Annotated in this window: 23 protein-coding genes; all 23 read right to left on the bottom strand. The window is 63.2% G+C overall.

What is annotated here, in order from left to right; all coding sequences use genetic code 11:
- Positions 1-2: 2 nt before the first annotated feature.
- Entirely contained in the window at positions 3-308 is a 306-nt protein-coding gene (nuoK, locus tag DYST_RS23875) for an NADH-quinone oxidoreductase subunit NuoK (protein ID WP_102304167.1), read from the bottom strand.
- The gene (locus DYST_RS23870) at positions 305-964 is read right to left on the bottom strand and encodes an NADH-quinone oxidoreductase subunit J (RefSeq protein ID WP_239949053.1); all 660 of its coding nucleotides are present in this window, start codon (positions 962-964) and stop codon (positions 305-307) included. Before DYST_RS23870 ends, nuoK begins: the two co-directional genes overlap by 4 nt.
- A gap of 12 nt (positions 965-976) precedes the next feature.
- Complete coding sequence (gene nuoI, locus DYST_RS23865; protein ID WP_239949044.1) at positions 977-1,468, bottom strand: NADH-quinone oxidoreductase subunit NuoI; 492 nt, start codon at positions 1,466-1,468, stop codon at positions 977-979.
- 6 nt (positions 1,469-1,474) lie between these two features.
- Complete coding sequence (gene nuoH, locus DYST_RS23860) at positions 1,475-2,503, bottom strand: NADH-quinone oxidoreductase subunit NuoH (RefSeq protein ID WP_239949042.1); 1,029 nt, start codon at positions 2,501-2,503, stop codon at positions 1,475-1,477.
- 4 nt (positions 2,504-2,507) lie between these two features.
- Positions 2,508-4,829, bottom strand: a complete 2,322-nt coding sequence (gene nuoG, locus DYST_RS23855; protein ID WP_239949040.1) for an NADH-quinone oxidoreductase subunit NuoG — start codon at positions 4,827-4,829, stop codon at positions 2,508-2,510.
- The gene (nuoF, locus tag DYST_RS23850) at positions 4,826-6,136 is read right to left on the bottom strand and encodes an NADH-quinone oxidoreductase subunit NuoF (RefSeq protein WP_239949038.1); all 1,311 of its coding nucleotides are present in this window, start codon (positions 6,134-6,136) and stop codon (positions 4,826-4,828) included. The genes nuoG and nuoF overlap by 4 nt, the downstream gene beginning before the upstream one ends.
- A gap of 12 nt (positions 6,137-6,148) precedes the next feature.
- Entirely contained in the window at positions 6,149-6,676 is a 528-nt protein-coding gene (gene nuoE, locus DYST_RS23845) for an NADH-quinone oxidoreductase subunit NuoE (protein WP_102304175.1), read from the bottom strand.
- Positions 6,677-6,694: 18 nt separating this feature from the next.
- Entirely contained in the window at positions 6,695-7,948 is a 1,254-nt protein-coding gene (locus DYST_RS23840) for an NADH-quinone oxidoreductase subunit D (protein ID WP_102304176.1), read from the bottom strand.
- A gap of 2 nt (positions 7,949-7,950) precedes the next feature.
- Positions 7,951-8,679 (bottom strand): NADH-quinone oxidoreductase subunit C, encoded by a 729-nt coding sequence (locus DYST_RS23835; RefSeq protein WP_102304178.1) that lies wholly within the window; start codon positions 8,677-8,679, stop codon positions 7,951-7,953.
- 18 nt (positions 8,680-8,697) lie between these two features.
- Complete coding sequence (locus DYST_RS23830; RefSeq protein ID WP_074550954.1) at positions 8,698-9,255, bottom strand: NuoB/complex I 20 kDa subunit family protein; 558 nt, start codon at positions 9,253-9,255, stop codon at positions 8,698-8,700.
- Positions 9,246-9,602 (bottom strand): NADH-quinone oxidoreductase subunit A, encoded by a 357-nt coding sequence (locus DYST_RS23825; protein ID WP_102304180.1) that lies wholly within the window; start codon positions 9,600-9,602, stop codon positions 9,246-9,248. Before DYST_RS23825 ends, DYST_RS23830 begins: the two co-directional genes overlap by 10 nt.
- Positions 9,603-9,888: 286 nt before the next feature.
- A complete protein-coding gene (locus tag DYST_RS23820; RefSeq protein WP_102304182.1) occupies positions 9,889-10,245 on the bottom strand; it encodes a PilZ domain-containing protein in 357 nt (118 codons plus the stop codon).
- Positions 10,246-10,358: 113 nt separating this feature from the next.
- A complete protein-coding gene (locus DYST_RS23815; protein WP_239949032.1) occupies positions 10,359-11,297 on the bottom strand; it encodes a PIG-L deacetylase family protein in 939 nt (312 codons plus the stop codon).
- 1 nt (position 11,298) lies between these two features.
- Complete coding sequence (locus DYST_RS23810; RefSeq protein ID WP_239949031.1) at positions 11,299-12,921, bottom strand: hypothetical protein; 1,623 nt, start codon at positions 12,919-12,921, stop codon at positions 11,299-11,301.
- A gap of 80 nt (positions 12,922-13,001) precedes the next feature.
- Positions 13,002-13,937, bottom strand: coding sequence for a DNA polymerase III subunit delta' (gene holB, locus DYST_RS23805; protein WP_239949029.1), 936 nt, complete (start codon positions 13,935-13,937; stop codon positions 13,002-13,004).
- Positions 13,934-14,566 (bottom strand): dTMP kinase, encoded by a 633-nt coding sequence (gene tmk, locus DYST_RS23800; protein ID WP_239949027.1) that lies wholly within the window; start codon positions 14,564-14,566, stop codon positions 13,934-13,936. The genes holB and tmk overlap by 4 nt, the downstream gene beginning before the upstream one ends.
- Positions 14,563-15,600 carry an endolytic transglycosylase MltG gene (mltG, locus tag DYST_RS23795; RefSeq protein ID WP_239949025.1) on the bottom strand — a complete coding sequence of 346 codons (1,038 nt, stop codon included), beginning with the start codon at positions 15,598-15,600 and terminating at the stop codon, positions 14,563-14,565. The genes tmk and mltG overlap by 4 nt, the downstream gene beginning before the upstream one ends.
- Positions 15,597-16,421, bottom strand: a complete 825-nt coding sequence (pabC, locus tag DYST_RS23790) for an aminodeoxychorismate lyase (RefSeq protein ID WP_239949024.1) — start codon at positions 16,419-16,421, stop codon at positions 15,597-15,599. The genes mltG and pabC overlap by 4 nt, the downstream gene beginning before the upstream one ends.
- Positions 16,421-17,773 carry an aminodeoxychorismate synthase component I gene (locus DYST_RS23785; RefSeq protein ID WP_239949022.1) on the bottom strand — a complete coding sequence of 451 codons (1,353 nt, stop codon included), beginning with the start codon at positions 17,771-17,773 and terminating at the stop codon, positions 16,421-16,423. Before DYST_RS23785 ends, pabC begins: the two co-directional genes overlap by 1 nt.
- Positions 17,770-19,008, bottom strand: a complete 1,239-nt coding sequence (fabF, locus tag DYST_RS23780; RefSeq protein WP_102304191.1) for a beta-ketoacyl-ACP synthase II — start codon at positions 19,006-19,008, stop codon at positions 17,770-17,772. The genes DYST_RS23785 and fabF overlap by 4 nt, the downstream gene beginning before the upstream one ends.
- Before the next feature lie 212 nt (positions 19,009-19,220).
- Positions 19,221-19,460: an acyl carrier protein gene (gene acpP, locus DYST_RS23775; protein WP_019466215.1), complete on the bottom strand. Its 240-nt coding sequence runs from the start codon at positions 19,458-19,460 to the stop codon at positions 19,221-19,223.
- 301 nt (positions 19,461-19,761) lie between these two features.
- Positions 19,762-20,505, bottom strand: a complete 744-nt coding sequence (fabG, locus tag DYST_RS23770; RefSeq protein WP_239949020.1) for a 3-oxoacyl-ACP reductase FabG — start codon at positions 20,503-20,505, stop codon at positions 19,762-19,764.
- A gap of 64 nt (positions 20,506-20,569) precedes the next feature.
- A complete protein-coding gene (fabD, locus tag DYST_RS23765; protein WP_239949018.1) occupies positions 20,570-21,517 on the bottom strand; it encodes an ACP S-malonyltransferase in 948 nt (315 codons plus the stop codon).
- Between the last annotated feature and the right edge of the window lie 69 nt (positions 21,518-21,586).

Raw genomic sequence — 21,586 nt, 5'->3', positions numbered from 1 at the left:
GGTCAGCCCTTCATGCTGTCGATTTCGGCGACGTTGATGGTGCTGCGGTTGCGGAACAGCAGGACCAGAATCGCCAGGCCGATGGCGGTTTCCGCCGCGGCTACGGTAAGGATGAAGAACACGAACACCTGCCCCGCCACGTCGTTGTAAAAACGCGAGAACGCGACGAAGTTGATGTTCACCGCCAGCAGCATCAGCTCAATCGACATCAACAGCACGATGACGTTCTTGCGGTTGATGAAGAGGCTGGCCAGGGCGATGCAGAAGAGCACCGCGCCGAGCACGATGAAGTGCGAAAGCGTGATCATGGAGTGGTCTCCTTGCTCGGTGCCGGCTGCGGCGCGACGGGAACTTCCGCCGCCATCTTCACCACACGTATGCGGTCACGCGCATTGACGCGGACCTGCTGCGAAGCCTGCTGATGGCGCACGCCGGTACGCTGGCGCAGAGTCAGTGCGACCGCAGCCACCACACCCACCGTGAGGATCAGCGCGGCGATTTCAAACGGCAGCAGGAACTGGGTATAGAGCGCATGACCCAGCCATTCGGTATTGGAGACCGGCACGCCATTCAGAACAGCCGGATTGGCGCCCATCACCGTCTCATGCATGGCACGTACACCGATCAGGCCAAGCATCTCGCCCAGCATGATAAGGGCCACGATGATGCCGATCGGCAGGTACTTGATGAAGCCCTCCCTCACCTGCTCCTGCTTGATGTCGAGCATCATCACGACGAACAGGAACAGCACCATCACCGCGCCCACGTAGACCACGATGAGTGCGATAGCGAGGAATTCGGCTTCGGCCAGTAGCCAGATGCAGGCGGTGCTGAAGAACGTGAGCACCAGCGAGAGCACAGCGTGCACCGAGTTGCGCAGCGTGATCACGCCCAGCGCCGCCACCACGGTGACGGCCGCGAAGGCGTAGAAACACACGAGTTGGAACATATTCGGATCAATCATGATGTCCCGTCCTCAGCGATACGCGGCGTCTTGAGCGCGGCTGGCTGCGATTTCGGCTTCGAAGCGATCGCCGATAGCAAGCAACTGCGGCTTCGTCACCACGTTTTCGCCACGCTGCTCGAAGTGGTACTCGTGGATATGGGTTTCGACGATCGAGTCGACCGGGCAGCTCTCTTCGCAGAAACCGCAGAAGATGCACTTGAACAGGTCGATGTCGTAGCGCGTTGTGCGGCGCTGGCCGTCGCTTTCACGCGGGGCCGAGTCGATGGTGATGGCCAGTGCCGGGCACACCGCCTCGCACAGCTTGCACGCAATGCAACGCTCCTCGCCGTTGGCGTAGCGGCGCAGCGCATGCAGGCCGCGGAAGCGGTTGGACTTGAGGATGTGCTCCATCGGGTAGCGCATCGTGTACTTGGGGCTGAACATGTAACGCATGGTCAGACCCAGGCCCTTCAGCAGCTCGATGAGCAGCAGGCTTTTGAAATAGTGAGTTACGCGGGACATGTTTCTTCAGCCTCCCGTGCCGACGGTGACCCAGCCGAAAAACTTCATGCAGCCGGCGACGAGGACCCAGACGATGGTGATGGGAATGAATACCTTCCAGCCCAGACGCATGATCTGGTCATAGCGGTAACGCGGGAAGCTGGCGCGGAACCACAGGAACATGAAGGCGAATACGAAGACCTTGATCAGCAGCCAGACGATGCTGGGCTGGCCAACGAAGCCCCAGGATGCCGGCAACGGCGACAGCCAGCCGCCCATGAACAGGATCGGGGCCAGGAAGCTGATCAGGATCATGTTGGCGTATTCGGCCAGGAAGAACAGCGCGAACGCCGAACCCGAATACTCCACGTGGAAACCGGCAACGATTTCCGACTCGCCTTCTGCCACGTCGAACGGCGCGCGATTGGTTTCGGCGACGCCCGAGATGAAGTAGATGATGAACACCGGCAGCAACGGCCACATGAACCAGTCGAAGATGCCCTTGCTACCGGCCTGTGCATGCACGATGTCGGTAAGGTTCAGCGAGCCGGCCAGCACCAGCACGCACACCAGGCACAGGCCCATGGCCAGTTCGTACGAAATCACCTGCGCCGCCGAACGCATGGCACCCAGCAGCGCATAGCGCGAGTTGGAGGCCCAGCCGGCGAGGATGATGCCGTACACGCCCAGCGAGGTCATCGCCAGCAGGTACAACAGACCCGCGTTGACGTTGGCGAGCACCAGCTTGTCGTTGAACGGGATTACCGCCCATGCCGCCAACGCCGGGACCAGGGCGATCAGCGGTGCCAGGTAGTACAGCACCTTGTTCGCGCTGCTCGGAAGGATCACTTCCTTCAGCAGCAGCTTGGTCACGTCCGCGAAGGCCTGCAGCAAGCCAAAGGGACCGATCTTGTTGGGCCCCATGCGCACGTGCATCCAGCCGAGCACCTTGCGCTCCCACCACACGTACAGCGCCACCGTGATCACCAGCGGCAGGACGATGGCCAGGATGCCCAGAACGGGCCAGAGAACCTGGTTGATTAGCTGTTCGCCCATGTGCTTATGCCTTGCTCAGGGTGAGGGCTGCGCCGTAAGGCGGCAGCGTGACAGTGTCTTCATGCCCGGCTTCGATCCACGCCGCGCCGTCTGGCACGGTCACATCGATCACCAGCGGCAGTACCGCATCGGCAACGCGCACGGCATCGCCCTCGCCCAACCCCAATCGCTTGGCTTCGTCCGCATTGACGCGGACGGCCGGTGCGCGATTGAGCGGGTGCTTACTGAGCGCGGTGGCACGACGGAGCACGGCATCGGTGCGGTAGATCGGCCAGGTGGCCAAGCGGCTCAAGCCACCCGCTGCCGGGCGCGAAGCCAGTTCGGCGCGCGGCTGGTGAGCACGCTCGCTGATGCCCTCGCGCAGACCAGCCAGATCGTCGAATTCGAACCCGGCGACCTTGAGGACACCACCCAAAGCACGCAACACCTTCCAGCCCGGACGTGCATCGCCGGGCGCCTTCGCGCCCGCGGCCACACTCTGCGACAGGCCGTCAACGTTAACCAGCGTGCCGTCGATTTCCGGTAGCAAGCCGATCGGCAGAATCACGTCGGCCACGTCACGCAGCGCATTGCTGGCGTAAGCGGAGAAGGCAACCACTTTCTGGGCGCCTTTCAGCGCCTTCAGGAACGAAGCGCCGTCGGCCACGTCCTGCGGCTCGACGCCGTACAGCACATAACCCTTGCGCGGCTGCGCCAGCATGGCCTGCGCATCGAGGCCGCCGTTGCCCGGCAGCACGCCGACACGGCCCAGGCCCACGGCATTCGCACCGACCGGCAGTTCGTTGTAGCCCGCTCCTGTCGCCTGCGCGATGAACTGCGCCACGGCACGTAGCCACGAGGCCTGCGGATGCGTGACGGCGGCTTCGCCCAGAATGACAACTGCACTACCGCTCTTGAGGTGAGCGATCGCGTCCTTGTCGCCCTGATCGAACGTGGCGCCGTTGATCGCATCAGCCAGCGCGCTCGGCGCGGCTGCACCCGCCTCAACAGCAGCCTTGGCCAGTGCCAGCAGCGCATCGACCAGCGCCTGCGGAGCCACGATGGCTTCGCCAGCCAGGTGGTAATTGAAGTTGAAGCTCGCCGGATTGACGGTGTAGACCTTGGCGCCCTTCTTCACCGCCTGATGGATGCGGTGATTGACGAGCGGCAGCTCATGGCGCAGGTCGGAGCCGACCAGCAGCGCGGCCTTTACCTTGTCCAGCTCAGCCACCGGCGTGGCGAACGGTGTGGCCACAGCGTTGTCGGCGAAGTCGAGCTGACGCAGGCGGTGGTCGATATGTGCGCTGCCGAGGCCGCGCGCAAGACGGACCAGCAGATCGCCTTCTTCATTGGTGGCGGCCGCATGCACCAGCACGCCCAGCTCGCTGCCCGGCACAGCCTTCAGCGATTCGGCGGCGACACCCAGCGCGTCGTCCCACGTGGTGGCGACCCACTGACCGTTGCGCTTGACCTGCGGCGCATGAACACGGTCCGCCGCGTACAGGCCCTGATGGCTGTAGCGGTCGCGGTCCGAGAGCCAGCACTCGTTGACCGATTCGTTATCGCGCGGCACCGTGCGCAGCACCTCACCGCGGCGCGTATGCAGCCACAGGTTGGAACCCAACGCATCGTGATAGGCGATGGACGGCTTGGCGACCAACTCCCAGGCGCGAGCCTGGAACTGGAACGGTTTGTTGGTGAGCGCACCCACCGGGCAGACGTCGATGATATTGCCCGACAGTTCCGTCTCGATGGTCTTGCCGATGTACGTGCCAATCTGCAGATTGTCACCACGGCTCATGCCGCCCAGCTCGTAGGTGCCGGCGATTTCGCTGGTGAAGCGCACGCAACGCGTGCACTGGATGCAGCGCGTCATCTCGGTGGCGACCAGCGGACCGAGGTTCTCGTCCGCGATGGTGCGCTTGCGCTCGGTGTAGCGCGACACGCTGCGGCCGTAGCCCAGCGCGACGTCCTGCAGTTCACACTCGCCACCCTGATCGCAGATCGGGCAATCCAGCGGGTGGTTGATCAGCAGGAATTCCATGACGTCCTTCTGATACTTCAGAGCGACGTCGGTACGGGTCTTTACCTTCATGCCTTCGGCCACCGGAGTGGCGCACGCCGGCTGCGGCTTCGGCATGGGCTTGCCGCCCATTTCCACTTCCACCAAGCACATGCGGCAATTGGCGGCGATGGGAAGCTTGCGGTGATAGCAGAAGCGAGGAATGTTGATGCCAATGGCATCAGCCGCCTCGATGATCATGGCGCCCTTGCGGATCTGCGTGGGCTTGCCATCGACCTCGATGTTCACGAGGTCGAGATGGGGCGTAGCGGGCTGCGCACTCATGCGGCGGCTCCAAGCTTGTCGTCGACGATCGAGCGGCCGTTGACGATGTAGTACTCGAATTCATCCCAGAACTGGCGCAGGAAGCCCTGCACCGGCCACGCGGCGGCTTCGCCGAACGCGCAGATGGTGTGGCCTTCGATCTGGCCGGCAATGGCCTTCAGGCGGTGCAGGTCGTCCATCGTGCCCTGACCGGCCACGATGCGATCCAGCACGCGGTGCATCCAGCCGGTGCCTTCGCGGCACGGCGTGCACTGGCCGCAGCTTTCCTTGTGGAAGAACTGCGAGATGCGGCGGGTAAAGCGGACCGTGCAGACAGTGTCGTCGAGCACCACGATGGCGCCGGAGCCCAGACCCGTCTTGAGATCACGCAGGGTGTCATAGTCGAACGGCAGGCCCTTGAGCTGCTCAGCGCGCAGCACCGGCATGGACACACCACCCGGAACCGCACCCTTCAGCGTACGACCCGGGCGCAGACCGCCGGCCATTTCCAGCAGTTCGTCAAAGGTGGTGCCCAGCGGCACTTCGAAATTACCGCCCTTCTGCACGCAACCGGAGACCGAGAAGACCTTCGGTCCGCCGTTCTTGGTCTTGCTCTGCGCCAGGAACCAGTCGGCACCCTTGCGCAGGATGGCCGGCACCGAGGCGTAGGTTTCGGTGTTGTTGATCGTGCTGGGCTTGCCGTACAGGCCGAAGTTGGCCGGGAACGGCGGCTTGAAGCGCGGCTGGCCCTTCTTGCCTTCCAGCGATTCCATCAGCGCGGTTTCTTCGCCGCAGATGTAGGCACCGGCGCCGAGTGCGCCATAGATGTCCACATTGAGGCCGGTGCCCTGGATGTTCTTGCCGAGCAGACCAGCCGCATAGGCTTCCTTCAACGCCTCTTCGAAGTGCTCGAAGGGCTCGTGATGGAACTCGCCGCGCAGGTAGTTGTAGGCAACGGTCGAGCCCGTGCAATAGCACGCGATTGCCATGCCCTCGATCACCGCGTGCGGGTTGAAGCGCAGGATGTCGCGGTCCTTGCAGGTGCCCGGCTCCGATTCGTCGGAGTTGCAGAGGATGTACTTCTGCATATCGCCCTTCGGCATGAAGGACCACTTCAGACCGGTCGGGAAGCCCGCGCCACCACGGCCGCGCAGGTTGCTCTTCTTGATCTCCTCAATCAGAGCGTTCGGGTCGGGCTTTTCGGCGAGGATCTTCTTCCACGCTTCATAGCCACCGACCTGGGTGTAGCTGTCCATCGCCCACGGCTTGTCGAAATGCAGCGTGGTGTAGACGACCTGATGTTCTTGGGGTGCGGGTCCGTAAGCCATTTCGCCCTGCCCTTACTTAAGACCGTCGAGGATCTCGTCGATCTTCTGGATCGAGAGACGCTCGTGGTAGTGACCATTGACGGTCATCGCCGGCGCGCTGGCGCAGGCGGCGATGCATTCTTCTTCACGCTTGAGGTATACGCGACCATCCGCCGTGCTCTCGCCGAGCTTGATGCCCAGCTTCTTCTCGGCATGTGCCACCAATTCTTCAGCGCCGTTGAGCCAGCACGAGATGTTGGTGCAGATGGCGACGTTGTTGCGGCCTACCGGCTTGGTCTCGAGCATCGAGTAGAAGCTGGCGACCTCGTACGCCCATACAGCGGGCAGTTCGAGGTACTTGGCAACCGCAGTGATCAGCTCGTCTGTGAGGAAGCCCTGGTTCTGTTCCTGCGCGGCAAACAGCGCCTGGATCAGTGCCGAACGCTTGCGATCAGGCGGGAAACGGGCAACCCACTCTTCAATGTGATGACGAGTGTGTTCGTTGAGTACAACGAGCGGGTCAACGTTCTTGACCTGCTCGTAATTTCCGGTGGCTTTCATTCAATGGCTCCCGTGGGCTCAGCGATCGACTTCGCCGAACACGAGGTCGTAGGTACCGATCATCGCCACCACGTCAGCCAGCATGTGGCCACGCACGATGGCGTCCATCGAGGAGAGATGGGCAAAGCCCGGCGCGCGCAGGTGCACGCGGAACGGCTTGTTCGCACCATCCGACACGAGGTAGCAGCCAAACTCGCCCTTCGGTGCTTCCACCGCCGCGTACGTCTCGCCTGCTGGCACGCCGTAGCCTTCGGTGAACAATTTGAAGTGGTGGATCAGCGCTTCCATGTCCTCCTTCATGTTTTCACGATGAGGCGGAGCGACCTTGTAGTTCTGCACGATGACCGGGCCGGGGTTGGCCTTCAGCCACTTCACGCACTGCTGGATGATGCGATTGGACTGGCGCATCTCTTCGACGCGAACTAGGTAACGGTCGTAGCAGTCGCCGCCCACGCCCACCGGGATATCGAAATCCACCTCGGCGTACTTGGCGTACGGCTGCTTCTTGCGCAGATCCCAGGCAATGCCCGAACCGCGCAGCATCACGCCCGTCATGCCCCAGGCCTGCGCCTTTTCCGGCGGAATCACGCCGATACCGACGGTACGCTGCTTCCAGATACGGTTATTGGTGAGCAGTTCCTCGTACTCGTCCACCTTGGTCGGGAAGTCGCTGGTGAAAGCCTCCAGGTAGTCGAGCATGGAACCTTCGCGCCAGCTATTGAGGCGCTTGAGGTCCTTGCCCTTGTGCCAGGGCGACTCGCGGTACTGCGACATCTGGCCCGGCAGGTCGCGGTAGACGCCGCCCGGACGGTAGTACGTGGCGTGCATGCGCGCGCCCGACACCGCCTCGTAGACGTCCATCAATTCCTCGCGTTCGCGGAACGCGTACAGGAACACCGCCATCGCGCCCAGGTCGAGCGCGTTGGAGCCGATCCACATAAGGTGGTTCAGGATGCGGGTGATCTCGTCGAACATGGTGCGGATGTACTGCGCACGCTCCGGCACTTCGATACCCATCAGGGTCTCGATAGCGCGCACGTAGGCGTGCTCATTGCACATCATCGACACGTAATCGAGGCGATCCATGTAGCCGATCGACTGATTGAACGGCTTGGACTCGGCCAGCTTTTCGGTACCGCGGTGAAGCAGGCCGATGTGCGGATCGGCACGGACAACGGTTTCACCGTCCATCTCCAGCACCAGACGCAGCACGCCGTGCGCAGCAGGATGCTGCGGGCCGAAGTTCATCGTGTAATTGCGGATCTCTTGCATGATCAGTTGTTCCGCCAGTTGTCGGCCGCTTCGGCCTTGGCCTGCAGCAGGTCGGCGTCGTCACGGATGACGCGCGGCACGAGCACGCGCGGTTCGATCGACACGGGTTCGTACACCACGCGCTTCTGCTCGGGGTCGTAGCGCACTTCGACGTTGCCGATCAGCGGGAAATCCTTACGGAACGGATGACCCACGAAACCGTAGTCAGTGAGGATGCGGCGCAGGTCCGGATGGCCTTCGTAGATGATGCCGTACAGGTCGAACGTCTCGCGCTCAAACCAGTTCACGCCCGGGTAGATGCCGGTGAGCGAAGGCACCACCGGCAGCGTGTCGTCTTCGCAGAACACGCGCAGACGCAGGCGCTGATTGTTCTCCAGCGACAGCAGGTGCACGACGGATGCGAAACGGTTCGGCAGCGTATCGGCACGCGGGCGATCGGACCACGTGAAGCGGCCGACGGCCTCGCCTTCCACACCACGCGAGAAGCCGGTACCGGACACGGTTTCCGTGTCCCACTCGGTCTGGCCGTAGCTCATGTAGTCAACGCCGCAGACGTCGATCGGCACGCCGAAACGGAACGGGGCTTCGTCACGCAGCGCGGTGGTCACCGCGAGCAAGTCGGCAGCGGCCACTTCGGCGGTGACTTCGTTGCGGACGACGCTGATCTTCAGCGTGTCGCCGAATCGCGCGGAGAGGCGCTCGGCCAGCGAGTTGATCGGTGTATCGGTCATAACTTTGCTGCGCCTTTATCAGGAACGCGCGATGGTATTGGTGCGACGGATCTTCTTCTGCAACTGCAGGATGCCGTGGATCAACGCTTCGGCCGTCGGCGGGCAACCTGGCACGTAGATGTCCACCGGCACGATGCGATCACAACCACGCACCACGGAATAGGAGTAGTGGTAGTAGCCACCGCCATTGGCGCAGCTGCCCATGGAGATGACCCACTTCGGATCGGGCATTTGGTCGTAGACCTTGCGCAACGCCGGGGCCATCTTGTTGACCAGGGTGCCGGCCACGATCATCACGTCGGACTGGCGCGGGCTCGGGCGGAACACCACACCGTAGCGATCCAGGTCCAAACGCGCGGCGCCGGCATGCATCATTTCCACAGCGCAGCAGGCGAGACCAAAGGTCATCGGCCACATCGAACCGGTGCGCGCCCAGTTCATGAGGGCGTCGACGCTGGTCGTGGCGAAACCGCGCTGAATGACAGGATTGTCCCCGGCCGGACGCAGAATATCGTCCACTAGGTTCAACGGCTGCGGGTTGTGCATCACCCGGTCAAGGGACGAGATCACTCCCATTCCAGTGCTCCCTTCTTCCACACGTAAGCAAAACCAATGACAAGGAGCAGCAGGAACAGCGCCATTTCGATCAGCGCGATGATGCCGATCTTCTGGAACACCACTGCCCACGGGAACAGGAAGGCGATTTCCAGGTCGAAGATGATGAACAGGATCGCCAGCAGGTAGTACCGCACGTCGAAGCGCATGCGGGCGTCTTCGAAGGCTTCGAAGCCGCACTCGTAGGGCGAGAGCTTGTCCGCTTCGGGACGACGCGGGCCGGCCAGCAGGCCAATGACCAGCAAGACCACGCCAAGGCCGGCGGCGACGCCGATGAACAGCAGAATGGGCCAGTATTCGGCAAGCACGGTGAAACGTACCTCCGCGCCTTCTTTGGCGCATCAGTGACCGTCGGGGAAACGGTCCAGAACCGGATTCGGCACGGCCGGTGAAGGCCATGGGTTGTGCACCACGATCACGATGCTTGCGCAGCTGCGAACGTGCGACTTTCCACGATCAAAGTCGGGAAGCGCGACATTGTATCAGTGCGCTTAACAACAACAAGCCTTGACCGGTATCTGAAAGACGCTACAGGCGACTAAAAAAGGACCTTGCGGTGCGATTGGCACACACACACGACCAAGGTCTAGGGGTTCACATGGTGTGCGTGGGCCGCTCAGAGCCGGCCATCCCGGCCAGGATGTTCTCGATACGGGTGCGGGCAGCCCCGCCATCGGGGGATTCGTTGAACTGCACACCGATGCCGGCCGTGCGATTGCCCTGCGCGCCGATCGGGGTGACCCACACGACCTTGCCGGCCACCGACAGGCGTTCCCCCTCGTCGGTGAGGTTGATCAGCAGCACCACTTCGTCGCCCAACGAGTACTTCTGAGCGGTGGGCGCAAACAGGCCGCCGTACTTCAGATAAGGCATGTAGGCGTTGTAAAGCGACGCCGCGTCCTTGATCTTCAACGAAATAATGCCCTGACGGGCGGCGATGACCGGATTCATGACTACTCCTGTACGCCGCTGCGGCGGCGCCCCTCGCCGCATCGTAGCGACCGCCACGGCTTAGCGACAAGCAAGATGTCGACAGATTGTGACGAGACCAGCGCCTAGCGGACCTAACCGACGTGGAGCTCGCACCAACCCCACCGATCAAAGATCCAGGGGGACGGCACATTCATATGAAGCTTCACGAAGCGGGGCCCCTCCATGGTGGGATCCAGTCCGTGCAGGACATGACGCCCCTGCCCATCCCTGGCCAACGGAGCCTCGCGCCAGGACCACTGGCGAATACCCTGCCCGTCAACCAGGCTCAGATGCAGCCAGCCCTGTAGCAGCGGCGATGGCTGCCACGGCAACACGGCCGAATCCGAGGTGGCTGACGATCCGGGAGTCCACTGGTAGCGCTCGGCCCGGTCCGCCAGGCGGCGCATACGCTTGCCGCTCAGCGCCATCTGGCTGCGGTGGCACGCGAGCGCCGCCATCTTGGTGGCATGCAGCCCCACCGAGGAATCGAGCTTTACCTTGCCGCCCGTGCCCACCTCATGACCATGGACGAGGTAGGAAAGCATCTCCGGCGCCTGGCGCCCCCAGCGAGCCACGGCTAGCCGGGTCAGCACATGGGCCGCGCTGTGGTCGGGGTGGCGATCACCCAGTGCGGGCAGCGCCACCACCGTTGGACTGAAATCATCCAGGCGTTCCAGGAGGATGGCCAGACTGTCGTCCAGCGCTTCGCGCAAACGGGCAGTTATCCCCATGTCAGGCCATCCCTGAGGCCGCAGGGCTTGGGCATCCACGCCCAACCGGACCAGGGCTTCGCCCACTTCGGTACGACGGCGCTCACCCCATCGGCGACGCTCGTCCAGGCCGATGCGAACCCGTCGCTCCACCCAGCGCTGCGGCCAGGGATTGTTGTCGCCGTTGGTCAGCAACAGAATCTGCACTTCACCACCGGCCAGCCGTACCTGCTGGATCAACTCGCCGGTAGCAATGGATTCGTCATCCGGGTGCGGGGCCACGACCAGAAGGCGCGTCCCGGCATTCAGGGTCAAGGCCACGTCAGCCTCCCGTGACAGGAGGTGCCGGGCGCCAACCCCGGTCAAATGCTTGCGACCACACGTAGGCCACGGGCGTACCTTCGCTGACGACCAGATGGTGGGTTCCACGATCGAGGAACCAGTGGTCCGCCATCGGACCACCATCAAGGCTGCCGCTCAGACGACGATGGCCGTCGGTCACGACATAGTCTCCAGGCATCTTCACGTCGATCGTCTGGTTGAGCTGATGGTCGGGCAACCCATGGCCCGCCACCCAGAGGTCGTCGCCCGCCTGCACGTAATTGAGCATGACGAAGCGCGCGCTCGATGGCGGCAAGCGACGAATGATCACCATCATGGTTTTGTGATTGATCAAGTCATCGACGATGGTGTCCACCATCTGGCCACGGCGCAATCGACGCATGGCCAGGCTTTCCAGCACGGGGTAATAAGGGCGCATGCGGAAGATGCTATCGCCCTTCGCATCCATCACCGTGTCCGTTTCATCCGTATAGCGAAGCACGGTCGACAACTCGGCACGCTGTTCGGCAAGGCTGTCCTGCCATGGCGGCGCGTAGGCGATCAGGGTCGCCAATTCCGCCACCACGACAAACACCAGTAGCCCGGCCTGCAGGCGCGGACGACTCCCAAGCCATGCCCAGGCCGACACCCAACTAGTCAAGGCGATGGCCAGCGTGGGCAGCACTGGCAGGAAATCCTGCTTAGTGATGAGCGGCCAAATAAACCAAATCAGGAACAGGTACAGGCCGCCTTGCAGCAAGAAGAACACGGGCCAGTCGAAACCCTGCTCGGAACGCTGACGCGCCACGCGCACGCAGAGGACGATCAGGGCCACTGCCAACAGGATGAACCACAAACCCTGTTGCGCGGCATGTCGCTTGTTGGCACCGCCTACGTTGTAACCAGCAAGTCCGTACCACGCCTCAGTCAACACGCCATGCGAGGCCAGCCAAGCCACGAAGATCGCGGGGACAAGCAGCAGACCCAGCAACGCGGCCAGCCAACACCGCACGCCAGCGCGCGGCGCGCCCGCGGGACGCAGCAGGCGGACAACACCCGCAGCCACCAGCGAGGTCGCCAGCAGCACCAGCGTCTTCTGCGACACCGACAAGGCGCAACCAAAGGCAAGTCCAGCAAGGAAGTAACGCCAGGCTCGCGGCGGCGCCCCTGCGATGAAAGCCAACCCCAGCAGCCACATCGCCATCCACATGTCGTCGGTGCGGAACTGGCCGCTGACGATGAAGAAACGCGGAAACAACCCTGCCACCAGCACGACCACCACGGCGGTGCGCCAACCGTAGAGACGGCGCGCCACCCAACCGGCGGATCCAAGCGCAACGACGTACCAGAACTGCATGGCCAGGCGTAGCCAGGTCAATACGTCGGGCCGATTGTCGAGCCACCGAAGCAACGGTGAATGCAGCCATCCAAACAGCGGGCCGTGGTTATCGAACACGTCGCGGTACGGCAACAGTCCTTGCGTCCATGCCCACGCCACGTGCGCGTGTTGCGCCTCATCCGAGTTGAGCGTGTACGCGTTAAGCCATGCCAGTCGGAGGACCAGCAGGAACAGGAGTGAGATCCACGGCCAGACGGGGATGTGGCGTTGAGAAGAAAACGTCATCAGGGAAGCGTAGGTAGATGGCCTGTCAGCGGGCTTTCCCGAAGTGAAGACTGATGTGACAGTGGGGCGTCAAAGCCCGCTCAATGCCAACGGGCAAGCAACTCCAGCAACAGCAAGTCGCCTCGCAACGGACCACGCAAGGAATCGCGTGTACGGTTCGCCGCCATGTACCACTGATCCAGCCCTTCGGCGTCGAGCTGGCTGACCAACGGCCCCTGCCCCGCCGCGGCGCGCGCCTTCATTTCGTCTGCAGCCGCCTGTGCGGCAAACCAGAGCCGCTGCTCCGGCTCGTTGTCGAGCCAGCGCTTGGCCACTTCCATCGCCTCACCCCGCCCTGCCGCCAGCGCGCCGAGATCCTTGCGCACCTCCTGTCGGCGGGCGAGCGCGCCCTGCTCTACCCAGGCATGCGCCAGCCCCGGATTGCCGCCAGCAGCATCGAGCGCGGCAGCTCCATCCTTGACGCCGTGCTGCTGCAACCAGGACAAAGCTTCTTCACGCGGAGGCAAGTGGAACTCGATGCGCTGACAACGGCTGCGGATGGTCTGTGGCAAACGCCATGGCGCATCGGCTACCAGCAGCAGCAGGGTCTGCTGCGAAGGCTCTTCCAGCGTCTTGAGCAAGGCGTTGGCGGCAGCTGCATTCATCGCGTCGGCCGGATCAATGCAGACGATCTGCCATCCGCCGAACTGGCTCGCCATAGCCAGCCGCGCCGATAGCTCACGGACCTGGTCGACCACGATCTCGCTACGCTGCACGCCATCCTTGCGCAAGCCGAAACTCAGCACGGCGAAATCCGGATGCGTCCCTGCCGCGAACAAAAGGCAACTGCGGCACTGACCGCAGGGGTCACCATCCTGCGGTCGCTGGCACAAAAGACCTTCGGCGAAGCGGCGCATGAAATCCCGCTTACCCAGGCCCTCCGGGCCGCACAGCAACAGTGCGTGAGGCATAGCATCGCGCGCACGACGAGCCTGCAATCGGGCCCAGTGCTCGGCGTGCCAGGGCATGGCGCTCATGCGACGGCTCCAAACAGATGGCGGGTGGCATCGATGGCCGCCGCCAGTACTTCAGGTGGCGTCAGCGAGGCATCGATAATGCGAAAACGCGCCGGTTCCGCCGCGGCCCGCCCACGATAAGCCGAACGCACGCGCTCGAAGAAGTTGTCGCCTTCCACCTCGATGCGATCCGCCGCGCCGCGCCCGGCCGCACGCGCGCGCCCCGTTGCCACCGGCAGATCGAGCAACAAGGTCAGGTCGGGTGTCAATCCGTGCGTAGCCCATTGCTCCAGCAACGCAATGCGCTCTGTCGGCACACCGCGGCCACCGCCTTGATAGGCATAGCTGGCGTCGGAGAAGCGATCGCACAGCACCCATCGCCCTGCGGCAAGTGCTGGCTCGATGCACTCACGCACCAGTTGCGCGCGCGAGGCGAACATCAGCAGCAATTCGGACTCCGCACTCATGTCGCGATGCGCGGGATCGAGCACGATCGCCCGCACCGCCTCGCCTAGCGGCGTACCGCCCGGCTCGCGCGTCTGCACGAGGTCCACGCCCTGGGCCAGCAAATGCCTCTGCAAGCCAGCGAGCAGTGTGCTCTTGCCGGCGCCTTCGCCGCCTTCGAGCGTAATGAGTTTGCCTCGTTTCATTGACAGCGCTTCAACTGATAGCAGGCGACATTGCGATTGTGCTCGTCCAGCGTACTGGAGAACACATGGGTACCGTCGCCACGCGCGACGAAATAAAGCTCTGTGCCCGACGCCGGGTGCAAGGCAGCCAGGAGAGCAGGCTTGCCCGGCATGGCGATTGGCGTGGGCGGCAAGCCCTGACGGGTATAGGTGTTGTACGGCGTATCCGTGGTGAGATCGGACTTGTGGATGTTGCCGGCGTACGCATCACCCATGCCGTAGATCACCGTGGGGTCCGTCTGCAGCAACATATGGGTTTGCAGGCGACGAATGAAGACGCCGGCAATGCGTGGTCGCTCGTCCGCGCGCCCGGTTTCCTTTTCCACGATCGACGCGAGGATCAGCGCATCGTAAGGCGTCGCCAGCGGCAAGTCCTTGTCGCGCTGAACCCACAGCGTGTCGAGCATCTTCTTCATCGCGGCGTGCGCGCGGCGCAGGATGTCCAGATCGCTGTCGCCTTTCACGTAGGCATAGGTTTCGGGAAGGAATTGCCCTTCAGGCATCTCGCCCGGCGCACCGATCTTCGCCATCAGGTCCGTGTCGTCAAGCGCCACGCCATCCTGTCGGAGCTTGTCAGCCTTGGCCAGCGCCTGGCGCAGATCGCGAAAATTCCAGCCGTCCACGATGGTGAAGTTGCGCTGCACGACCTTGCCCGCCGCCATATTGAGCAACAGGTCGCGTGGCGTCATGCCACTGGTCAGGGCATATTCGCCCGCATGCAGGCGGCCCGCGACGCGCAGCTGCTCGGCTAGCAGGCGCCAGTACAGCGGCCCAGTATTTGTCACATGCTGCTGGTGCAGCAGGCCGACCACGTCACGCAGGCTACTGCCCTTGGCTACGTCGAGGCTTGGGGCTTGCGCCGACACCGCCAAAGGTTTGCCAGCGAATCGCTGGTAGTCCATCCAACCGTAGACGAGGCCGCCGGCCACCGCCAGCAATACCAACACGATCAGAACACGCCAGAACGCCCGCCCCTGCATCTTGTATCGACTCATGCCTGCTCCATCGGAAAGCCCAGGCCGCGCCAATGCTGCTGCAAGGCGCGGGTCACCGGGCCGGGACCATACACGGTATCGCCCACGGCCTGAACAGGCAGGATGCCTCGGACGCTCGAACTGAGGAAGACTTCGCTCGCCCGCACCAGCTCCTCAGGACGCATGGCCATGACACGTGCCGCCGGCCTAGCCGCCAGGACTTCGGCCCGGGCCACGCCGGCGACGCCGCAGCGATCCAGTATCGGCGTCATGAGCTCACCATCCAGCACGGCGAACACGTTGGTCATGGTGCCGGAAATCACGTATCCGTCGGTATCACACATCAGGCCTTCACCCACCGAGGGATCTAACCATTCGGCACGTGCCAGCACCTGCTCCAACCGATTGAGATGCTTCAAACCCGCAAGCAACGGCTGCAGGCCGAGTCGCGTTTCACACCAGCGCGCACGCACTCCGGAAGCGTAAACATCACCGCGCATCGGCGGCGCCTCGAATCCGGCCACGATGCGGGTTGCCACGGGCGACGGCGGGGGTGCATAGCCACGCTCGCCCATACCACGCGTAACACTGATCCGCACCACAGCGTGATCCATGCCCGAGGCAACAGCCGCCGACTCGCTCGACAACGTCGCAACATCCGGCGGCGGCAAATGCAATCGTCGACAACCGTCGCGCAAGCGCGCCATGTGCCGCAGCCACAGCGGTGCCGCGCCATGCACAAAACGAATCGTTTCAAACAGGCCATCCCCATAGGACAACCCGCGATCGAACACGGAAACCGTCGCCGCCGACACGCCATTGACCAGCACGCGGCCAGCCATCACCCCTGCACTCCCAGCGCGCGAAGCAAGCCACGTGCCTTGGCACGCGTTTCGTCCAGCTCCTTCTCCGCCACGGAGTCGGCGACGATGCCGGCGCCTGCACGCAAGGTAACGTCCGAACCCATCAGCGCGAAGGTCCGAATGAGGATGTTCAGATCAAGATCGCCACTGCGATCCAGATAACCCATCGCCCCTGTATACGCGCCACGCGGCGCGTGCTCCAGCGCTGCGATAATCTCCATGCAGCGCACCTTGGGACATCCGGTGATGGTGCCGCCGGGGAACGTGGCGGCGATGACCTCGCCTGGCGTCACATCATCACGCAGGCGACCGCGCACGTTCGAAACGATGTGATGCACGTGCGCGTAGCTCTCGACCACCATCAGCTCGTTGACCTCGACCGTCCCTGGCACACAGACACGCCCGAGATCGTTACGCTCCAGATCAATCAGCATGACGTGCTCGGCCCGCTCCTTCGGGTGCGTGCTGAGTTCGCGGATGCGCGCGACATCATCGTCGCCCGGCGTACGCGGACGCGTGCCCGCGATCGGGCGCGTTTGCGCAAGGCTGCCACGCACCTCCACCAAGCGTTCCGGGGATGAACTAACCACTGCCCATACAGGCTGCTGGAACAGGCCGGAGAACGGCGCAGGATTGGCTTGCCGCAGTGATTGGTACAACTGGGCCGGGCTAGGTGGCATCGCGTAATGCGCATGCCATGCCCGCGAGAGATTCACCTGGAAGATATCGCCGGCATGCAGATGCTCATGAATGCGAGCCACGCCATCGAGGAACAGCGCGGGATCATCTTCTCCGCAGCCGTCCGGCCCGGGCAAGGCGGGCACCTCAAGCGGTACGTCGAGATCCGCCTCCAGCGCATCGAGCAAATCGCGATGCTCGGCCTCGGCGACCAGCACTGTGCATCCGCGGGCATGGTCGACGATCACTGCCGCTGGACAACGCAAAGCAATCGCGATGGGCAACAGATCAGATGGACGAAGACGCAGGCGCGTCTCGATCTCGCCGACCAGCTCATAAGCCAGCAGCAACAGCCACCCGCCGTGGAACGGAAGATCACTTGAGGCATCGCGAGGCAGACGCTCTGCACGCCATGCGTCGTCAAGCACATCGAGAAAACGACCTTGTCGCTGACCTCCCTGCCCGTCCACAAGCCGGCCATCGGCAAGCAGGGTCAGCGATTCCTGAGGGAACGCAAACAGGATGTCGTAACGCGACTGCGGTGTGCCATGGGTCACGCTCTGCAGCAGCCCCGGATAGCGCTCCGGAAATGCAGCGGCCGGCGCGAGCAGATCGCGCCGGCCGTGCAGGGTACGTCGATGGAACGAGGTCACACCCGACGGAATGCGAGCGTACCGTTGGTGCCGCCAAAGCCGAACGAGTTGGAGATGGCCACGTCGAACTTGGCTTCACGCGCGGTGTGCGGCACGAAGTCGAGGTCGCAGCCTTCGCCCGGCTCGTCAAGGTTGATGGTCGGCGGCATCACCTGGTCGCGCAAGGCGAGGATGGTGAAGATGGCTTCCACACCACCGGCTGCACCCAGCAGGTGACCCGTGGCCGACTTGGTCGAGCTCATCGCCAACTTGTAGGCGTGGTCGCCGAACACGCGTTTGGCGGCCAGCACTTCGCCCAGGTCACCCAGCGGCGTCGAGGTACCGTGCGCGTTGACGTACTGCACGTCGGTCGGGTTGAGGTGACCGTCTTTCAGTGCCGTGTCCATGCTGCGCGCCGCACCCTCACCACCCTCGCTGGGTGCGGTGATGTGGAACGCGTCGCCGCTCATGCCAAAGCCCACCAGTTCGGCGTAGATCTTCGCGCCACGTGCCTTGGCATGTTCATACTCTTCCAGCACCAGCACACCGGCACCGTCGGACAGCACGAAGCCATCACGGTCCTTGTCCCACGGACGACTGGCCTTGGTCGGCTCGTTGTTGCGGGTGGACATGGCTTTGGCCGAGCAGAAGCCCGCCATCGCCGTACCGGTGGTGGCGAACTCGGCGCCACCGGCAATCATCACATCGGCATCGCCGTACTGGATCATGCGCGCGGCCAGGCCGATGTTGTGCGTGCCCGTGGTACATGCGGTCACACAGGCGATGTTCGGACCCTTCAGGCCGTTCATGATCGACAAGTGGCCGGAGACCATGTTGATGATCGACGACGGCACGAAGAACGGCGACACGCGACGCGGCCCCTTGTCGTGCAGTTCGATCGAGGTGTGCTCGATGGTATGCAAGCCGCCGATGCCCGCAGCCACTGCCACGCCGATGCGCGGCGCGTTCGCTTCCGTCACTTCCAAGCCGGAATCACGCAGGGCTTGCGTGCCCGCGGCGATGCCGTAATGGATGAACGGGTCCATCTTCTTGATCTCTTTCGGGGCAATCCACGCCGCCGGATCGAAATCACGTACCTGGCCGGCAATGCGCGTGGCATAGGCGGTGGCGTCGAAATGGGTAACCTCGCCGATGCCGCTGACGCCCTTGAGGATGTTGCCCCAGGCGGTCGCGATATCGTTGCCGACCGGCGAAATAATGCCGAGGCCGGTTACAACCACACGTCGTTTGCTCATGCTGATCTTCCCTCGTGTTTCCGTGGCACTGTCGCTGGCGACAGGCGGTCTGCGTATCCCGCGGCCACGTCATCCGGACCGCGCGGCACGCCGTGCGCACCATACGGGATCGGACGTTGCAAAATGCAGAAACGAAAACTGCGCCAATGTGGCGCAGCTTCCGGTATCGCTATGGACTGACACATCAGTGGATGCGTCCGCCGCAGGAGCGATCACTCCTTGGTGTGGGCCTTGATGTAATCAACAGCCTGCTGCACCGTGGTGATCTTCTCGGCTTCTTCGTCCGGGATTTCGGTCTCGAATTCTTCCTCGAGAGCCATCACCAGTTCGACGGTGTCCAGCGAATCAGCGCCCAGATCGTCCACGAACGAAGCGTTCGCCGTGACTTCCTCTTCCTTCACGCCCAGCTGCTCGATGACGATTTTCTTGACGCGCTCTTCGATGGTGCTCATGTTGCCAATACCTCCCAAGGAGTAGTTACCTGTCAATACCGGCCAGTGGCCGGCATATCGCCGGCGGCATTGTAGTGGCTAAGCCTCAAGGCCGCCATGATCCACCAGCTATCGTTAAACGCAGGCCACGGGACCGGCGCGAAAGAAGCAATTGTCGCCTAAAACGATGGAGCTTGCGACAACTCCTTGTTAAGCCGGCCCGTGCCGGTGCACCGGACAGCCCTCCAGCGATACTGGGAGCGGCCTGGTCGTTTCAAACAATGAAGGACGGGAGAAGGGTTTGGCGCCCTTTCTTCACGCCTTACGGCATGTACATGCCGCCGTTGACATGCAGGGTCTCGCCCGTGATGTAAGCGGCAGACGGGGTCGCCAGGAAGGCCACAGCCTTCGCGATATCGGACGCCTGACCCAGATGACCCAGGGCGATCTGGCCCAGCAGGGCCTGACGTGCATCTTCCGGCAGTGCACGCGTCATGTCGGTATCGATGAAGCCCGGCGCCACCACATTCACGGTGATGCCCCGCGAACCGATCTCGCGCGCCAGCGACTTGGAGAACGCAATGATGCCGGCCTTGGCGGCTGCGTAGTTGGCCTGGCCAGGGTTGCCGGTGACGCCGACGACGGAGGCGATCGAAATGATGCGCCCCTTGCGCGCCTTCATCATGCCGCGCATGACCGCCTTGGAGGCGCGATACACGGACGTGAGGTTGGTATCAAGAATGGCCTGCCAATCTTCATCGCGCATGCGCATCAGGAGCTGGTCACGCGTGATGCCGGCGTTGTTGACTAGGATCGACACCGGGCCGAATTCCTTGGCGATGCCGTCAATCAGGGTCTCGATGGCGCCGCCTTCGGTCACGTTGAGCACGCGGCCATGACCACCGTGCGCAGCAAGACGCTCGCCAATCGCCGCAGCACCGCTTTCGCTGGTGGCGGTGCCAATGACGGTGGCGCCGAGTTCGGCCAACTCGTCGGCAATGGCGGCGCCGATACCGCGGCTGGCGCCCGTGACGAGGGCGATTTCACCTTGGAGAGTCTTGCTCATGTGTCATTTCCCTTTGGATGGCTGGACGTCAATCGGTCCAATCCGCTTGAATTCGTTTGACGCCTTACGCCCATTCAGCGCGGGCGGCATCCAACTCCACCGGCGTGCCGATGGCTCGAGCCTCGACGCTCTTATCGATGCGCTTGATGAGGCCGGCGAGTACCTTGCCCGGACCAGCTTCGGCCACGCGCGTCGCACCGCCTGCGACCAATGCCTGCACGCACTCCGTCCAGCGCACCGGCAGATACAGCTGGCGCTGCAATGCGCCGCGAATATCGTCCAGCGTGCCGTGGCTGCGTGCGTCGGCGTTCTGCACAACAGGGATTGCCGGCAACGACCACTGGATGGAAGCCATGCGCTCACCCAGGCGATCTGCCGCATCGCGCATCAGCGCGCAGTGCGAAGGCACGGAGACGGCCAGCTTGATGGCCTTCTTCACACCCTGCTCTGCCAACTTGGCAAGCGCGCGATCCACCGCTTCGGCATTGCCCGCGATGACGAGCTGACCCGGCGAATTGAAGTTGGCAGGCGAAACCACCTGCCCCTGCGCCACTTCTTCGCACACGGCAGCGATCTGTGCGTCATCGCCACCCAGGATGGCAGCCATGGCGCCCACGCCCGGCGGCACGGCTGCCTGCATCAGACGACCACGCTCGGCCACTAGCGCGGCCGCATCATGCAGAGACAAGGCGCCAGCGCACACCAGCGCGCTGTATTCGCCAAGACTATGGCCAGACATCTGCGCCGGCTGCGAACCACCCAACTTCTGCCACACGCGCCACACAGCCACGCTACTCGCCAGCAACGCTGGCTGCGTGTTTTCCGTGCGATTGAGTTCTTCTTCAGGCCTCTGCTGGCTGAGCGCCCACAGGTCAATGCCCGCGCCCTGCGACGCCTCGTCGAACGTGGCCTTCACTTCCGGATGCACGCCGGCCAGCTCGGCCAACATGCCAACGGATTGCGAACCCTGGCCCGGGAAAACGAAAGCGAGGTTAGCGGCGATCTGGGTCATGGATGAGTGAATGTCCGAAAACTAAAAACGGAATGGTGCCAGCATTGCGCGCCATACGCAGCTGTATTC

This window comes from Dyella terrae, assembly GCF_022394535.1.
In the GTDB taxonomy this organism is placed as follows: Bacteria; Pseudomonadota; Gammaproteobacteria; order Xanthomonadales; family Rhodanobacteraceae; genus Dyella.
This window is presented reverse-complemented; position numbering and strand designations above follow the sequence as displayed.

What these genes read in the sequence shown, in the direction of transcription:
- tmk (WP_239949027.1), bottom strand. Translation starts at nt 14,566, where the DNA reads ATGAAACGAGGCAAACTCATTACGCTCGAAGGCGGCGAAGGCGCCGGC.
- nuoI (WP_239949044.1), bottom strand. Translation starts at nt 1,468, where the DNA reads ATGTCCCGCGTAACTCACTATTTCAAAAGCCTGCTGCTCATCGAGCTG.
- fabG (WP_239949020.1), bottom strand. Translation starts at nt 20,505, where the DNA reads ATGAGCAAGACTCTCCAAGGTGAAATCGCCCTCGTCACGGGCGCCAGC.
- acpP (WP_019466215.1), bottom strand. Translation starts at nt 19,460, where the DNA reads ATGAGCACCATCGAAGAGCGCGTCAAGAAAATCGTCATCGAGCAGCTG.
- holB (WP_239949029.1), bottom strand. Translation starts at nt 13,937, where the DNA reads ATGAGCGCCATGCCCTGGCACGCCGAGCACTGGGCCCGATTGCAGGCT.
- mltG (WP_239949025.1), bottom strand. Translation starts at nt 15,600, where the DNA reads ATGAGTCGATACAAGATGCAGGGGCGGGCGTTCTGGCGTGTTCTGATC.
- nuoF (WP_239949038.1), bottom strand. Translation starts at nt 6,136, where the DNA reads ATGGCTTACGGACCCGCACCCCAAGAACATCAGGTCGTCTACACCACG.
- nuoE (WP_102304175.1), bottom strand. Translation starts at nt 6,676, where the DNA reads ATGAAAGCCACCGGAAATTACGAGCAGGTCAAGAACGTTGACCCGCTC.
- nuoG (WP_239949040.1), bottom strand. Translation starts at nt 4,829, where the DNA reads ATGAGTGCGCAGCCCGCTACGCCCCATCTCGACCTCGTGAACATCGAG.
- DYST_RS23810 (WP_239949031.1), bottom strand. Translation starts at nt 12,921, where the DNA reads ATGACGTTTTCTTCTCAACGCCACATCCCCGTCTGGCCGTGGATCTCA.
- DYST_RS23820 (WP_102304182.1), bottom strand. Translation starts at nt 10,245, where the DNA reads ATGAATCCGGTCATCGCCGCCCGTCAGGGCATTATTTCGTTGAAGATC.
- DYST_RS23835 (WP_102304178.1), bottom strand. Translation starts at nt 8,679, where the DNA reads ATGACCGATACACCGATCAACTCGCTGGCCGAGCGCCTCTCCGCGCGA.
- nuoH (WP_239949042.1), bottom strand. Translation starts at nt 2,503, where the DNA reads ATGGGCGAACAGCTAATCAACCAGGTTCTCTGGCCCGTTCTGGGCATC.
- fabD (WP_239949018.1), bottom strand. Translation starts at nt 21,517, where the DNA reads ATGACCCAGATCGCCGCTAACCTCGCTTTCGTTTTCCCGGGCCAGGGT.
- pabC (WP_239949024.1), bottom strand. Translation starts at nt 16,421, where the DNA reads ATGGCTGGCCGCGTGCTGGTCAATGGCGTGTCGGCGGCGACGGTTTCC.
- DYST_RS23870 (WP_239949053.1), bottom strand. Translation starts at nt 964, where the DNA reads ATGATTGATCCGAATATGTTCCAACTCGTGTGTTTCTACGCCTTCGCG.
- nuoK (WP_102304167.1), bottom strand. Translation starts at nt 308, where the DNA reads ATGATCACGCTTTCGCACTTCATCGTGCTCGGCGCGGTGCTCTTCTGC.
- DYST_RS23840 (WP_102304176.1), bottom strand. Translation starts at nt 7,948, where the DNA reads ATGCAAGAGATCCGCAATTACACGATGAACTTCGGCCCGCAGCATCCT.
- fabF (WP_102304191.1), bottom strand. Translation starts at nt 19,008, where the DNA reads ATGAGCAAACGACGTGTGGTTGTAACCGGCCTCGGCATTATTTCGCCG.
- DYST_RS23830 (WP_074550954.1), bottom strand. Translation starts at nt 9,255, where the DNA reads ATGGGAGTGATCTCGTCCCTTGACCGGGTGATGCACAACCCGCAGCCG.